Consider the following 14,848-nt stretch of genomic DNA (forward strand, 5'->3'; position numbering starts at 1 on the left):
CCTGTTAGTCTTGGCGTGGTTTAGTACCGCTTTGATGGACGAAAACCAACGCCACAGCAACTAAAAATGCGGTTAGCTCAGCTAAAGAACGAGCTAATCCATCACTACTAAACGCAACACCAATTTGCAGTAAAACGGCCGCAGCCAGCACCACTTTAATCATAATGAATCTTATGCCTTTCTTGCTCACACAGAGGCTTTATTATGATTCATAGTTATAAGGTTGCGAAATTCCCTTTGTGACTAATACATAGCGAAATTGACTAATATGAGTTACGCGTGTTTCGTACCCACTCTCGAACCGCAGCGCGCGAGATTTTAATTCCACTCTGAAGTAACGAATCGGGCATCAGATAATACGCAATCGGCCACTTAAATTTTTCGAGCTTTTGCTGCAGTGCCTGTTGATACGCTTGGTCTGCAAGCAATGCTTCCGCTTGAATCACTGCAATGGGACGTTGTCCGTACTCCTGATCGTCAACGGGAATAACGATAGTCTGAACAACCCCTTCAATTTGATTTAGTACCGCTTCTATCTCTTCACAATGTACGTTTTCACCACCAGAGATAAACAAGTTATCAGCTCGACCGATAATCTTCAGTTCTTCCCCCTGCCACTCGCCTAAATCTTTGCTATCAAACCAGCCATGTTGATCAACCAACGCAGTTAAGTGTCCCTGATAGAAATAACCAGACGCCAGAGTTTGGCCACCAATGAAGATACGCTGATCAACCAGTTGAACTTCCCGATTCATCAACACATGACCAGCATTACTCCGCGAGTCAACTTGCTTAGCAGTCACGGTTGAAGCCGCTTCTGTCATCCCGTAACCGAGCCAGGTTTCTATCCCTTTGTCCGATGCGCTGATCGCCAGTTCATGAGGGACGTGACTGCCACCAAGCAGTACATGCGTTAATGACAGAGACACAGCGTCCTCGAGTAAGCGTTTAAGCTGAGTCGCCACTAAAGAAGCATGTGAAACACCGCAGATGTCTTCCGCCAGTGAGCCCTTACCAACTTTTAATACTGCGCCAGCAAAAAGCCAGCGATAAACAATTGCTAACCCAGACACATGATAAAGGGGCAGCGACAATAACCAAGTATCTTGCTCAGTATAAGTAAGCTCTCTCAATAACCCTTGCGCCGAAGCAAAGTGTTGTCGATGCGTATGAACCACCGCTTTGGGTACCCCTGTCGAACCAGAGGTAAAAACAATGGAAGCAAAGTTATCATGATAATAATGACTGGTAGCATCACCGACAGTTGCTGAATGAGGTTGACTATTTGCACTCAAGCCTACTGCTACTGGTGTTGATAGTACGTGACAATCTAATGTCACCAGCGCCTCTGACGAGCACTCACGTTGGTTATCGCTATCACTTGCAAACCATACAAACCTGGTTTGATGTGGTTTATAGAGCGTTTGCAATTTACTTTGCAGAGCCCCCGTTGGCTGCGGCATCGTCAGCGCCCCTATTGCGCCAATTTGCTGAGCAGCGAGATAAAACAACAATGTCTCCGGTTGGTTTTTCCCAACCAAAGTCACCACATCACCACGTTTGACGCCTTGCTCAATCAGATAGTGCGCATATTGGTCGATAAGTGACGCCAGCTGTTGCCAATCCATCACGCCAGTTGGCGTCTCATACGCAATAGAAAAAGGGCTCACTTGAGCCCAATATTTCCATGGTGCAGTTTCAACAGAATCTAAGCTGATTGCCACACTAACTCCTGCTCTGAAAGCGGAATAACTGGAAGCTCACACTTCGGCCATGTTTGTTGTAATTGTGCTTTAAACAAACCAATAGTATCGAGCCCTGGAACTTGGTCCGGTAACTGCCATTGAGCCAAGCGTGCAAGTTGAGTCAAGCCGATACTGGATTCTAAACTTGAGCTTATCACTGCTTTCATACCCAATGATTTGGCTTTTTCAATCAGTTTAATACAAAACTCAACCGAACCAATCAAAGTGGGTTTAATGATAATCGCTTTAACACCAGTGAGTTCTTCTAAACTGAAATCTTCACGTCGAACTGCATCTTGTAACGTCTCGTCCCACGCTATCGCGATACCTGTATCAATCGCAAACGATAAGCTGTCGCCAGGGGAACGGCAAGGCTCTTCAAGAAAAGCGATTCTTTGCCGTAGTGAAGGCGTGACATATTTAGCAAACTGCTGTGCTTTCTCAAGCGTCCAAGCACGATTAGCATCTAAACGTAATGTCAGCTGCGGAATGGATTCTAGAAACAGATTGACCAGCATACCGTCCCGAATGGGTTCGTAGAGCCCCACTTTCACTTTGGCAACTTTTTCACCGTCCATCTCATGGAGTTTAGGGATCAGTTCATCAGGATCGCCGGTACATAGAGGCGCAGTCTGGTAGTGACCTTCTTTTGGCAGCCCACTGGTTAATTCAAGTTGCGCCATTGATAAACCAAACGCGACCGATGGATACATGTTGGCATAATCGACTGGTAGATCAGCGACCCAACGTTCTGCTTGAGATTGCAGCTGAATACCCGCCTCTTCGGTGCCTTCAAGGCTAAATCCCTGTAAGGGCGCTACTTCTCCATATCCACAACGTTCGCCATCAGATAACTCTAGGATATAACCCGTTCGCTCTGTGAGCTTGTTATCACGTAATATGACACCACTGTCCATTGGCAGACAGTAGCGGTAGATTTTCGCTTTACGCATCATTCGTTTTCCTGAGCAATACCACACAAACCAAGTTGCACTTATGATTTATAAGTCAGCAACTTGGGATGAATAACATCAGGGAAGTTGGCTGACTTCCCTTTTGTATTGGTTAAGGGTTGCGAGGGAATTTATCAAAGTCTGGACGACGTTTCTCGTTGAAGGCATTGCGTCCTTCTTGGCCTTCGTCCGTCATGTAGAACATCATGGTCGCGTTACCCGCTAACTCTTGCAGGCCTGCCTGGCCATCACAGTCAGCGTTTAATGCGGCTTTAAGACAACGTAATGCCATTGGACTATGTTGCAATACCTCGCGGCACCAACGAACGGTCTCCTTCTCCAACTCATCGAGAGGGACAACCGTGTTCACTAAGCCCATGTCTAATGCTTCTTTTGCATCATAAAAACGGCAAAGGAACCAGATCTCACGTGCTTTTTTCTGACCAACAATGCGTGCCATGTAAGACGCACCCCAGCCACCGTCAAACGAGCCGACTTTAGGTCCCGTTTGACCAAATTGTGCATTTTCAGCGGCAATCGTTAAGTCACACATCATGTGCAAAACATGGCCACCACCCACAGCCCAACCCGCTACCGACGCAATCACTGGTTTTGGACACGTGCGAATATCACGCTGGAAATCTAATACGTTAAGATGGTGTGTACCTTGATCGTCTTTGTAACCACCGTAATCACCACGAATTTTTTGGTCACCGCCAGAGCAGAACGCATCTTCACCTAAACCAGTTAATACAATAACGCCAACAGCGGAGTCATAACGTGCGTCTGCGAGCGCGTCGATCATCTCCTTCACGGTTTGTGGACGGAACGCATTACGCACCTGTGGACGTGCAATCGTGATTTTAGCGATGCCATCTTCTGACTTATGATAATGAATATCCTCATATTTATCGCTGCAATCTTGCCATTTTACCGGAGCGTATAGTTCTTCTTCAGAAATGCCTACTGTTTTTGCCATGGTGGTTTCCATTGTTATTGTTGATCTCGTTAAGGTTATTGATCTTGCAACAATGTGTTGTTGCGTTGACCAAAACGAGAGTGAATTGTCTGTTGTATTTGTATCGCAAACGCTTCTGGTTGCTCTAAGTGAACATTATGTCCCGCACCTTCCACTTGGCGATACATCAACCCGCTGGATTGAGCCAGTTGACTGAATTTTTTGTCGTTTACTCCACAAAGGTAGCAAATTGGTATCGGTTGTCGCTGCAAAGCGGGCAATAAATCAGACTGCTTTGCCAATGACGTCGCCATCAGCATCGTTGCGACAGCCGCACCAAGGTTAGCACTTCGTTTGGCAATCAGTGTTTGTCTTTGCTCATGGTTTAGTGAAGAAAACACCGGTTGTTGATACCAATCGCTCAAAACATCTCCAAGCGCTTCAGTTTCAAAGCGCTGCGCCCAACGACGATCATTATCTAACCTGGCTTGCTTATCTGACTCTTTTTGTAGCCCGAAGTTTCCCCCTTCAACAATCGCTCCGCAAATATTGAGATCAGAAAAGCAGTCATTAGCAATTCCGTGCATCGTAATCCGGCCACCCATTGAGTAACCAATCAAGATTAGCGGTTGCTGATAAGAGAACAAAGAAGACAGCGTGGTGTGTATGCGTTGACAACAATCCTGTAAATCTTGGCACAAAGTCGCTTGACTGCCGCCATGCCCAGGGAGATCTATGGTGACGCATTCAAACTGCGGTAACGCTTTAATGCACGCTTGCCAATCTTGTCCGCTACCCAGTAAACCATGTAAAAACACCAAGGTAGGCAAAGTACTACCTTGATGCTTTTGGGTTGCGGGATAACGTTCAAAATAAAGCATGTAAGCGGATATTAAACGCCTTCATCAACTGAGCAGCTTGTTGGGGCGGGGTTTGAACTTCAACGACCAATGTTCCTTGACCATGTTCCAGATGTTCAGAGACGCGATTTTGATATTCTGTCAGAGTCGATGGCCGTTGATATAACAGGCCAAACTGTTTAGCGGCGTACTCAAAATGAAAACCGTGCGGCATTTGGTAGTAGGTTTCGCGCTGCTCTGACGGCACAGGCAGCATGTCAAAAATCGCTCCCCCGTCGTTGTTTGTTATCACAATCACCGTTGGCTGGTGGTGATGGCGAAACAAGGCTAACGAGTTTAGATCATACAATGCGGCGGTATCTCCAAGGAAGATCAGCAATGGTTTGCCACGGGAACGCTGCACACCAGCAGCAGTGGCCAACAAACCATCGATACCTGAAGCCCCGCGATTAGTGAACACATCGGTCGCCTCTAGCTTGGCAAACATATCCACCAAGCGAACAAACAAACTATTGCCAAGAAACAGATCCACGTTTGAGGCTCGCTTGGCAACGTCAGCAGCAAGCAAAAGTTCATTGAGAGCATCGGTTTCAGGCTGCATTTCGTCTGATATTTTATGTGTAACCTGCGAAACCTCCTTCGCCAACGCATTCGCCCAACCATATTGAGAGACAGAGTTAAGAGAATGGGCATTAATCGCAGTAGAAATCCAGCGTTGAGGCGTGGTTACCCAATGCAGTTGAGGAAGATGACTTTGATTGTTTCTGCTGGCGCAGTCAGCAACATACCAGTAATGAATATTGCGACCTTGCTGACGTTGAGAAACGTGTGCCTCCATCCAAGCATTTAAACGCTTCGACACGATGCGGCTGCCAAACTGAATGATAAGTTCACAATCATTGAGCTGTTGGGCAAGCTTCGGAATTTGCAGCCACAAGTCGTAATGTGACCAATGTGAGCTCACGCCACTTTGAGGATCTGAAAAAACTGGCCATCCCAACTTTTCGGCAAATTGCTTCGCAGAGAGGGCCTCTTCCAACGTAACACTGCCAATAACTACGATGCCTTTCGCATCCATAAACGACGGAATATCATCCATAAACGACGGAATATCATCCACAGAGGTACGGGTTAATTGTCGTGTATACGTTTCATTGTCAGTTTTCCATACCGCCACAGAATCCAGATAACGTTGATACTGTGTTTTCGAACCATCGGAATATAGAGGCTCAGGGAAGGCGCAGTTAATATGCACCGCTCCACCGCGTTGTTGTTGACGAAACATGACGTCATCAACGGAAGTCAACACCCAGTTGAGCGGTGTGTCTAGCGTTGGGCTGGGTAAATATAAACTGGCAGAAACATGATGAGAAAAAATACCCGGCTGTTCAATCGCTTGATTCGCGCCACATCCGACTAACTCTCGCGGACGATCCGCCGTTAACAATATGAGCTTTTCGCCAGTTAGCTTCGCCTCTGCAACCGCAGGGAGTAGGTTTGCTACCGCCGTACCCGACGTGACAATGACCGCGACGGGCGCTTTACTTGCTTTCGCCAAACCCAGCGCCATAAAACCCAGCCCGCGCTCATCATAATGCGTATGGAGCGTGAAATTCGGTTGAGCTGCGGCTTCTAATGTTAACGGTGTAGACCGTGAACCAGGTGCAATACAGACATGATTAACGCCAAACCGACTCAATTCTAGTAACAGCGTTTCGGACCAAATACGGTTTAACACCGCTTGATCGGCGTTCATGATGCCACTCCAATCGGTGGATGATCGGAAATTAACGTCGATAATGTCGACATTTTTTTATCCAGCTCGGCCCATTCATGTTCAGCAACCGATCCTGGTACGATACCAGCGCCTGCGAACAAGTGGACTTGTTCACCTTGAACCAGAGCACTTCTTATTGCGACACAAAACTCTGCACGCTCATGGCTAATGTACCCCATGGATCCAGCGTACCAACCACGAGCAAATGGTTCATTGTCCAAGATAAACTGCATGGACGCTTCGCGTGGTAGCCCCGCCACGGCGGCTGTGGGTTGCAGAGCAGACAACAACTGGACACCATTGATATCCGCTTTCAAACTCGCATGAATACTGCGCTTGAGGTGCTGGACCTTACGCAACCGGACTAAACGCGGTTCTTTTTCTACATCAACGACTTCTGAATGTGGCGACAAACGTTCAATAATATCATCAACCACATACTGATTTTCGTTCAGGTTTTTTGCATCCTTTGACAACCAATTGGCCAGTTCCATATCTTGTATCGCGTTTTCACCCCGCCCGATAGTGCCAGCAAGTGCCTCCGTCTCAAGTTCACACCCAACACGAGAATAAAGGCGCTCTGGTGTCGAGCCCATAAAACTGTGCTTACTGTCTAGACTCATTAAGAAGTGAAAACTGTGATGATTGCTTTGAGAACTTGCTTTAAGCAGTTGCGCAGCACTCAGTTCAGTGTCCAGTTGAAGCGTAGAGCGGCGCGCCAATACGACCTTCTTAAACGCGTTATTTTCAATGCCCTTTAGCACTTTATCCACGAGTTGTGTCCACTGAGGCTGACTCGGTGAATGCACAACAGAGCGGATATGCACCGAAATAGGCGCGACTGACATGACATCACCAAGCAATTTTTTCAAACCAGCTAATGTGCGGGCTTTATCACTACTGACATTCACCGCAAGTGACCATTGTTGATCAAATCGAATCAGTTCTATTTGCGGTAGGAAAAAGAACGAGCGCATACAACGTCGATTCTTTTCATGCTGACCATCGAACGAGCGCCCACCCCAAATCCTTTGCCCTTCACCAAGAATGGCATAAGCAGGACTAGGCTCAACAAAGGTATGTAACTGACCCAACGCAACAACCTCTTCACGAGTATCACGGGATTGCCAGTAAAACTTGGGAAAAAGTGGTTGAGCGTCAAGCCAATCAATTAAAGAGAAATTTGGTTTCTCGCGAAGAGGCTCTACTAGGCGTATCGGATTGCCCTGGGTTTGCTGAACTCGCTCGATTATTTTCGTTACGGCTTGATGAAACTCTGACAAATCAACCTCGAAGTATGTGAGGATAAAAGGTAACTAACGGCTACTCTAAGTTTAGACCCGAAGCAAATCAAGGTCATATACTATCTTTTGTTGCACGTCGTGATCGTAACTGAACAAAAACTAGCCATCAATTGGATAATTCACAGATATATATTCTATTAAAAAACAATTTCCTGTATTTTAATAAAGAAATTAACGAATTTTTAGGAATCAAACAATGCAAAATGTCGGGATGTCGTCAAAACTCGATAATGTCTGCTATGACATTAGGGGGCCAGTACTCAAACATGCTAAACGCATGGAGGAAGAGGGGCATAAAATCCTAAAATTAAATATCGGTAATCCCGCCCCATTTGGTTTTGATGCCCCTGATGAGATTTTAGTTGACGTTATCCGAAATTTGCCAACTTCTCAGGGTTATGTTGATTCCAAAGGCATATACTCCGCGCGTAAAGCGGTGGTGCAGCATTACCAACGTAAAGGCATCCGTTCTCTCGACGTTGAAGACGTCTATGTGGGTAACGGTGTGTCTGAGTTGATCATGATGTCTATGCAAGCGTTGCTTAATAACGGTGATGAAATGCTTATTCCAGCACCAGATTACCCACTATGGACAGCATCGGTCGCGCTGTCGGGTGGTAAGCCTGTGCATTACATCTGCGATGAACAATCTGATTGGTACCCTGACTTAGACGACATCAAAAGCAAAATTACCCCAAAAACACGTGGCATCGTACTGATAAACCCTAACAACCCAACAGGTGCGGTTTATAGCCGAGATTTCTTACTTGAAGTCATTGAAATTGCTCGGAAGCATAATCTGATCATTTTCGCTGACGAGATCTACGATAAAGTTCTTTACGATGGTGCGACACACACGTCTGTTGCAACGCTAACAGAAGACGTGTTGGTTATGACATTCAATGGTCTTTCTAAAGCCTACCGTGTATGTGGCTTTCGTGGTGGCTGGATGTTTCTCACTGGGCCAAAGCACTTAGCAAAAGAGTATGTGAGCGGTTTAGAACTGCTTTCCTCTATGCGTTTATGTGCCAATGTCCCAATGCAACATGCCATTCAAACTGCACTTGGTGGCTATCAGAGTATTAATGAACTGATACTTCCGGGCGGAAGGCTACTCGAACAGCGCAATCGAGCCTATGAGCTGATTACTCAAATTCCAGGGATTTCTTGTGTCAAACCAAAAGGCGCAATGTACCTATTCCCTAAAATTGATACCAAGATGTACAACATTAAGAACGACCAGAAAATGGTGCTGGATTTCTTACAACAGGAAAAAGTTCTGCTTGTACAGGGTTCAGGGTTTAACTGGCCTAAACCAGATCATTTCCGAATCGTCACATTACCGCATGTCGAAGATTTGGAAATTGCGATTGGTCGCTTTGAGCGTTTCTTACAAACTTATAGCCAATGATACTCATAGCCCCTACAGCAATAGCTGGTAGTAATTAGTGCCGAACTCTCATATGCTTAGAGGAGCTCACAACGAGCTCCTTTTTTACACCAGAAACGGAGGAAGCAATGAAAGAAAGCCATTTTTTTGCTCACTTGGCACGAATGAAGCTAATCCAACGCTGGCCTTTGATGCGCTCTGTATCTCCAGAGAATGTTTCTGAGCATAGTTTGCAAGTGGCGTTTGTCGCGCATGCCTTAGCGCTGATCAAAAACAAAAAATTCGGCGGTGCTCTTAACCCAGAGCGAATTGCGCTGCTTGCGATGTACCATGATTCCAGTGAAGTTCTGACAGGCGATTTGCCCACTCCAGTCAAATACTACAGCCCTGAAATCGCGAAGGAATATAAGAAGATAGAATCAGCGGCAGAGCAAAAACTCCTATTGATGCTTCCAGAAGAGTTCCAAGACGATTTTGCCCCCTTCCTCCTCTCCCATTCTGCACATGAAGAAGACGCAAAGATTGTCAAACAAGCGGACTCCATTTGTGCTTACCTCAAGTGTTTGGAAGAGCTCAGTGCCGGAAATCACGAATTTGCTTTGGCGAAGAAACGTCTTGATATCACACTACAGGAACGAAAAACGCCAGAGATGGAATACTTCCTGACCACTTTCGCGCCAAGTTTTGAACTGTCATTAGACGAAATCAGTTAGCTTTCAGCGTACGGAGAAACACGTGTTATTTGAACTGCATGAACGATGGCAAGAACGCCACGATGATGAACATAAAATCCGTCGCGACGATCATCGTAGTCCCTATCAGCGTGACAGAGCTCGGATTCTGCACTCGGCCGCTTTTCGTCGCCTACAGGCTAAGACCCAGGTTCACGGTACTAGCCTAGAAGATTTCCATCGTACCCGCCTCACCCATTCACTAGAGGCGGCGCAATTGGGGACAGGCATCGTTGCACAACTCAAGAAAAAGCAGCCCGAATTTCGCGAGCTACTGCCGTCAGATAGCTTGATTGACTCGCTCTGTCTCGCCCATGATATTGGCCATCCGCCATACGGGCACGGTGGAGAAGTCGCGTTAAATTATATGATGCGAGACCATGGCGGATTTGAAGGCAACGCACAAACGTTTCGTATCGTCACGCAGCTCGAGCCCTACACAGAGCACTTTGGCATGAACTTATCGCGCAGAACCTTACTTGGATTGATGAAATACCCTGCTCTCATCAGCCAAACTCGCTCTGCTCGCTTACCGGTTCCCGCAGAGCATCAGCGCAAGCTAAAAGCAAAGCAATGGGCTCCGGCAAAAGGCATCTACGACTGCGACAAAGGCTTGTTTGATTGGGTCATCGCACCACTTACAGAGAAGGACAAAACTCAGCTCAGTCAAATGCGCGGTCAGCCGGGTTCGGATTTCGAGCATAGCAAAACGCGCTTTAAATCACTCGATTGTTCGATTATGGAGTTAGCGGATGACATTGCGTATGGTGTTCACGACTTAGAAGATGCGATCGTGCTTGGCATGGTCACTCGTCAGCAGTGGCAAGAAGGCGCAGCCAGTCAACTTGCTGATTGCGGTGATTACTGGTTCGAGACGCACATAGACTCGATTGGCCAAATGTTGTTTAGTGGTAAGCATCATGAAAGAAAAGATGCGATTGGCGGGATGGTTAATGCGCTGCTGACAAGTGTATCCATTCAGGCGGTAGACGCATCGTTCGACAATCCATTATTGTCTTGGAATGCATGCCTCGCCCCGCAAACCACCAACGCACTAGAAACACTCAAAAGCTTCGTCAGCCAGTACGTTATTCAAGTGCCTCAAGTCCAAATAGTCGAATACAAAGGGCAACAAATCATTATGGATATCTTTGAGGCTTTAACCGCAGACCCTGAGCGTTTACTACCAATACACACCAAGGAACTGTGGTGTCATGCGGTTACAGACAGTGAAAAAATGAGAGTCATCGCTGACTATATTTCCGCAATGACGGATGGGCACGCCCAAAAACTGCATCGTCAGTTATTCTCATCGATAGCATTGTAAGCGGTTGAGCGTGTGATTAGCTCACTCTTTCAAGTAATTTTTTTCGAATACGCCTGGAGGCATCTGGGCGATTTGGAACTCAATCATCTTCTCAAATGCCGTGAGTAAAGGACTGAAATCACGACTGGGCTCTATCAACCTTAAGGCATGAAAACCCGCCTCAACCGTTGATAAACTGCTATCAGATGGTGCCTTACGGATCGTGTAATGACCATGTAGCGTGTCTGGTAACTTTACGGTTGGTAAGTGATGTAAGTTACGTGACAATTGCCACATCTTGTAGGCTTTCTTCCACGTTCCATCAAGCAAGATAAGTCGAATTTTTTTGCCTTGGCGCACACTAGAATCAAGCTCTGATAAGCACACAGAGTGCTCTGAAGGATAGAGGATAAAATGATCATATTTATCATCGGCCAGCCACTGATTTAGCAACGGGTGTTCGGAAAAATCTTCCCCGACGATACAGGTACATGTCTTTAAGCTTAATTTTAGAATCCGAGCCGTACCAAGGGGGCGGTGCTCTTCACTCCTGTGCTGAAGAATGATAAGTTCAACAGCGCTATCTAGCGGTACAATCCATCGGCAAATACAGGCTTTGCGTGATTTTCCACATTGAGAACAATAACGAGACATAGAGTGAACCTTTATACTTTGCTGACCATCATCAGCGTTATCTGCTTAGCACTTCAATTTGAGCCTATGGCAAGCTTAGCCGAGTGGCACAGTTACCATATACGTCACGGTGAGTGGTGGCGGATCGTAACAGGAAACTTAACTCATACCAACTTTGCGCATTTAGCCATGAACCTCGCCGGCTTATGGGTCATAGGTTTCATTTTCCGCCCAAGTACACGTAATTTTGCTATTGTATTTTTTCTTCTGTGCCTGTTGGTTGGGGGACTCAATCTCTTCAGTAGTCTCTCAATATACGTTGGACTGTCTGGTGTATTGCACGGTCTTTTTGGTTTCTGGGCACTGAGAGAAGTATTTGAGGGCAGAAGAAGCAGTTTACTTCTGGTACTTGGTCTGATGGCAAAAGTCGCTTGGGAGCAGTTCTATGGCCCTTCTAGCAGCACCGCTGCGATGATAGGGGCAAAGGTTGCGGTTGATGCTCATCTGTTTGGGGCATTAGGTGGGCTAGGAATGGCTTTAGTGGAGAAGGGCCTCCATCGTCGCCTATTCGGTTAATTTCAGCCCATTTTCGATCTCACTCCCGAACCACATAAAGCAAGGTTCGGGAAAATTGAAACTCAAACGATAAACATCGAGTTAAAGCAAAATGCGTCCTTGGTTTTTCTCGATTGTCGCTGCGCCAATGCCTTTTACGTTCGTTAGATCACTGATAGCCTCAAATGGGCCATGCTCATTGCGGTAATCAACAATACTCTGAGCTTTGCTGTCACCAATCCCTTTTAGCAAGCTCGCAATTTCTTCCGCAGACGCCGTATTTACATTTACTGTGATTTCGATGCCTTCATATTTGTCATCCTTCGTATCCGCAGTAGCCATACTAAACGGTGCGAAAATACATAAACACAAAGTTAAAATCCATTTCATATTAAACATATACTCTCCTAATTAGTGTTGAATCGCTCCTGCATCCACAGGCACAAAAAACGTGCGCACTAATCTAGATAAAGCAAATGAATCATTGAAGTTTTTCTGTGCAAAAATAAAACGGGTCGCTGATACGACCCGTTTTATTCAACATGCAAATTACATCGAAAACGCTTAGTTGCTCACAACAAAGTACTCAATGTCAGTATTGGCACGTAGCACCGACAACACTGAAGAAAGGTCTTGCTGTGAAGAAGAACGCTGCATTTGTTGAGCAACTTGTTGCTCAACCGTCGCATCGAGTTCTGACTTCACGCCGTCAAGCTCAACAATCACGATGTTACCTTCCGCATCCTTCGACTGGCCATACACTGGCTTGTCATCGACTGGTTTTGCCATGGCAAATACCGTCGCGGCAAGAGGAGAACGGCGGTCAACAGTTTCTTGTTCACCAAACGCAAGGTTATTTTTAGCTAATACGTCTGTATTACCGTCATTAAGTGCAGCAACGACTTGAGTACCAAGCTCTAGCGCAGCTTGCTCACCTTTTACGCGAGACAACTCAGTAACAACTTGCTCTTTAACTTCCTCAAGAGGTAATACGGTTTCGTCACGTGTCTCTTCAACACGTACAACAACGATGTGTTCTGGAGCAACTTCAATCGCTTCAGAGTTGAGACCGTCTTCTTTCACTTCAGGACTCATGATGGCTTGCATCACATCTGGATTGCGCAGAACTTCTGGCGCATCTTGTTGAGAAATAAAGTCCGTTGTTTTCACTTCTTGGCCAATCGCCTGTGAAGCATCGTACAGTGAATCAGGGAATTCAAAAGCAACTCGTTCTAGTTCACTTTGTAGCTCGTAGAACTTATCGACTGCTCGCTGATCAACCAACTCTTGCTTGATTTCAGCAGAGACTTCGTCGAAAGGCTTAGCGACTGCACCTTTTAACTCTTCAAGTTTAATGATGTGGTAGCCAAAATCAGACTTAACCAAGCCAGACATATCACCTGGTTGCTTCAGAGCAAATGCAGCTTCTTCAAACGCTGGATCCATGACATCTCGCTCAATCCAACCTAAATCACCGCCACTTTCAGAGCTACCAATGTCATCCGACTTTTCTTTCGCAAGTGTCGCAAAATCTGCACCGTTGTTTAGCTCGTCTAAAATCGCTTGTGCTTTTGCTTCGTCATCACCCTCAACCAAGATATGCGCTACGCGACGCTGTTCATCAGTTGAGTACTTACTTAGGTGTTCGTCGTAGTATTTCTTCACTTCGTCGTCAGAAATCTGAATCTGATCTTTCAAAGCCTGCGCTGATAGCTCAATGTAAGCAACCTTCGCTTGCTCTGGACGAGTAAAGTTATCAGGGTTGGCCTTATAGAATTGCTCAATTTCTTCGTCTGTCAGTTTGACATTTTTGGCAAATTCTTCCAGATCGATAGCTACCGTACGAATGTCACGAGTTTGAGTAAACAGTTTACCTTCGGCTTGTACTTCACCAGGTAAAGTAAATTCGCTGGTTTGAAGTGCATTCAACAACTGTTCACGAACAAGTTCACGACGCATGTACTCAGCAAACGTATCAGGAGAGAAACCAGCGCGACGAAGAGAAGCTTGGTAGATGTCTTGGTCGAATTGTCCGTTTGATTGGAACTGAGGCATTTCTAGAATCATTTTACGCACTTGTGTATCACTGATTCTTAGACCTAACGCTTCTGCTTGCTGATCTAACAATACGTCGTTAATCATACGATCAAGAACGGATTTGCGGAAAGAGGCAACATACGCTGGGTCTGCCAGCATCTGAGAGAAGTAGTCACCCAGTTGAGCTTGCATACGATTGCGCTCGTTTTGGTATGCCATCTCGAATTCTCCACGAGGGATATCGGTATTGCCCACTTTCGCCGCAGAGTTGTTGCTACCGCCAACAATGTAGCTGCCTACACCTGCAAATACGAAAGACAGGATGATAAGCCCAAGGATAATTTTGACCGCGATGCTATTTACGCCTTCGCGTAGTCGATCCATCATAATTTAACTGCTCTCCACAATTGAAGCATATGGCTTCTACTAGAAAATATAATCACGCGATAATACCAGAAAAAGAAATGCGCATCAGTATGATGCGCATAATTTAAGAAAGTTCGGCTCGAAGTTTGTAAATTTTTGTTCGAAACAGATTGTTTGAGCAAAAGTTATTCAAATAGCCAATTGTAGAGTCAACGCTCGACTTACTAATCTTA

Annotated in this window: 14 protein-coding genes; 4 read left to right on the top strand and 10 right to left on the bottom strand. The window is 46.0% G+C overall.

Annotation, left to right across the window (positions count from 1 at the left end; genetic code table 11):
- Nucleotides 1-4: 4 nt before the first annotated feature.
- The 7 genes from SU60_RS21905 to SU60_RS02525 form a co-directional block, all read right to left on the bottom strand.
- Entirely contained in the window at nucleotides 5-163 is a 159-nt protein-coding gene (locus SU60_RS21905; protein ID WP_041154171.1) for a hypothetical protein, read from the bottom strand.
- 100 nt (nucleotides 164-263) lie between these two features.
- On the bottom strand, nucleotides 264-1,724 hold the full coding sequence (gene menE / locus SU60_RS02500) for an o-succinylbenzoate--CoA ligase (RefSeq protein ID WP_041154172.1): 1,461 nt from the start codon (nucleotides 1,722-1,724) through the stop codon (nucleotides 264-266).
- Entirely contained in the window at nucleotides 1,709-2,698 is a 990-nt protein-coding gene (gene menC / locus SU60_RS02505; protein WP_041154287.1) for an o-succinylbenzoate synthase, read from the bottom strand. The genes menE and menC overlap by 16 nt, the downstream gene beginning before the upstream one ends.
- Nucleotides 2,699-2,810: 112 nt before the next feature.
- Entirely contained in the window at nucleotides 2,811-3,677 is an 867-nt protein-coding gene (gene menB, locus SU60_RS02510) for a 1,4-dihydroxy-2-naphthoyl-CoA synthase (RefSeq protein WP_041154173.1), read from the bottom strand.
- Nucleotides 3,678-3,712: 35 nt separating this feature from the next.
- The gene (menH, locus tag SU60_RS02515) at nucleotides 3,713-4,537 is read right to left on the bottom strand and encodes a 2-succinyl-6-hydroxy-2,4-cyclohexadiene-1-carboxylate synthase (protein WP_041154174.1); all 825 of its coding nucleotides are present in this window, start codon (nucleotides 4,535-4,537) and stop codon (nucleotides 3,713-3,715) included.
- Nucleotides 4,524-6,272, bottom strand: coding sequence for a 2-succinyl-5-enolpyruvyl-6-hydroxy-3-cyclohexene-1-carboxylic-acid synthase (gene menD, locus SU60_RS02520; RefSeq protein WP_041154175.1), 1,749 nt, complete (start codon nucleotides 6,270-6,272; stop codon nucleotides 4,524-4,526). The genes menH and menD overlap by 14 nt, the downstream gene beginning before the upstream one ends.
- Nucleotides 6,269-7,576, bottom strand: coding sequence for an isochorismate synthase (locus SU60_RS02525; protein WP_041154176.1), 1,308 nt, complete (start codon nucleotides 7,574-7,576; stop codon nucleotides 6,269-6,271). Before SU60_RS02525 ends, menD begins: the two co-directional genes overlap by 4 nt.
- A 217-nt stretch (nucleotides 7,577-7,793) precedes the next feature.
- Here SU60_RS02525 and SU60_RS02530 point away from each other — a divergent pair, with 217 nt between their 5' ends.
- The 3 genes from SU60_RS02530 to SU60_RS02540 all read left to right on the top strand — a co-directional run bounded on the left by SU60_RS02530 (nucleotide 7,794) and on the right by SU60_RS02540 (nucleotide 11,045).
- A complete protein-coding gene (locus tag SU60_RS02530) occupies nucleotides 7,794-9,008 on the top strand; it encodes a pyridoxal phosphate-dependent aminotransferase (RefSeq protein WP_041154177.1) in 1,215 nt (404 codons plus the stop codon).
- A gap of 107 nt (nucleotides 9,009-9,115) precedes the next feature.
- A complete protein-coding gene (gene yfbR / locus SU60_RS02535; RefSeq protein WP_041154178.1) occupies nucleotides 9,116-9,700 on the top strand; it encodes a 5'-deoxynucleotidase in 585 nt (194 codons plus the stop codon).
- 22 nt (nucleotides 9,701-9,722) lie between these two features.
- On the top strand, nucleotides 9,723-11,045 hold the full coding sequence (locus tag SU60_RS02540; protein WP_041154179.1) for an anti-phage deoxyguanosine triphosphatase: 1,323 nt from the start codon (nucleotides 9,723-9,725) through the stop codon (nucleotides 11,043-11,045).
- Nucleotides 11,046-11,066: 21 nt separating this feature from the next.
- On the opposite strand, the gene SU60_RS02545 is transcribed toward SU60_RS02540, so the two are convergent.
- The gene (locus SU60_RS02545; protein WP_041154180.1) at nucleotides 11,067-11,678 is read right to left on the bottom strand and encodes a tRNA-uridine aminocarboxypropyltransferase; all 612 of its coding nucleotides are present in this window, start codon (nucleotides 11,676-11,678) and stop codon (nucleotides 11,067-11,069) included.
- A 3-nt stretch (nucleotides 11,679-11,681) separates the two neighbouring features.
- Here SU60_RS02545 and rrtA point away from each other — a divergent pair, with 3 nt between their 5' ends.
- Entirely contained in the window at nucleotides 11,682-12,233 is a 552-nt protein-coding gene (gene rrtA / locus SU60_RS02550; protein ID WP_041154181.1) for a rhombosortase, read from the top strand.
- Nucleotides 12,234-12,314: 81 nt separating this feature from the next.
- Here the strand turns inward: rrtA and SU60_RS02555 are convergent, their stop codons facing one another.
- Entirely contained in the window at nucleotides 12,315-12,602 is a 288-nt protein-coding gene (locus tag SU60_RS02555) for a ComEA family DNA-binding protein (protein ID WP_041154288.1), read from the bottom strand.
- A 174-nt stretch (nucleotides 12,603-12,776) separates the two neighbouring features.
- On the bottom strand, nucleotides 12,777-14,636 hold the full coding sequence (gene ppiD, locus SU60_RS02560) for a peptidylprolyl isomerase (RefSeq protein ID WP_041154182.1): 1,860 nt from the start codon (nucleotides 14,634-14,636) through the stop codon (nucleotides 12,777-12,779).
- Between the last annotated feature and the right edge of the window lie 212 nt (nucleotides 14,637-14,848).

Source organism: Vibrio mytili, assembly GCF_000830505.1.
GTDB lineage: Bacteria > Pseudomonadota > Gammaproteobacteria > Enterobacterales > Vibrionaceae > Vibrio > Vibrio mytili.

Bases quoted from the DNA above. Each gene is read 5' to 3' on its own strand.
- SU60_RS21905 (WP_041154171.1), bottom strand. From the start codon at position 163: ATGATTAAAGTGGTGCTGGCTGCGGCCGTTTTACTGCAAATTGGTGTT.
- menC (WP_041154287.1), bottom strand. From the start codon at position 2,698: ATGCGTAAAGCGAAAATCTACCGCTACTGTCTGCCAATGGACAGTGGT.
- menB (WP_041154173.1), bottom strand. From the start codon at position 3,677: ATGGCAAAAACAGTAGGCATTTCTGAAGAAGAACTATACGCTCCGGTA.
- menH (WP_041154174.1), bottom strand. From the start codon at position 4,537: ATGCTTTATTTTGAACGTTATCCCGCAACCCAAAAGCATCAAGGTAGT.
- menD (WP_041154175.1), bottom strand. From the start codon at position 6,272: ATGAACGCCGATCAAGCGGTGTTAAACCGTATTTGGTCCGAAACGCTG.
- SU60_RS02530 (WP_041154177.1), top strand. From the start codon at position 7,794: ATGCAAAATGTCGGGATGTCGTCAAAACTCGATAATGTCTGCTATGAC.
- yfbR (WP_041154178.1), top strand. From the start codon at position 9,116: ATGAAAGAAAGCCATTTTTTTGCTCACTTGGCACGAATGAAGCTAATC.
- SU60_RS02545 (WP_041154180.1), bottom strand. From the start codon at position 11,678: ATGTCTCGTTATTGTTCTCAATGTGGAAAATCACGCAAAGCCTGTATT.
- SU60_RS02555 (WP_041154288.1), bottom strand. From the start codon at position 12,602: ATGAAATGGATTTTAACTTTGTGTTTATGTATTTTCGCACCGTTTAGT.
- ppiD (WP_041154182.1), bottom strand. From the start codon at position 14,636: ATGATGGATCGACTACGCGAAGGCGTAAATAGCATCGCGGTCAAAATT.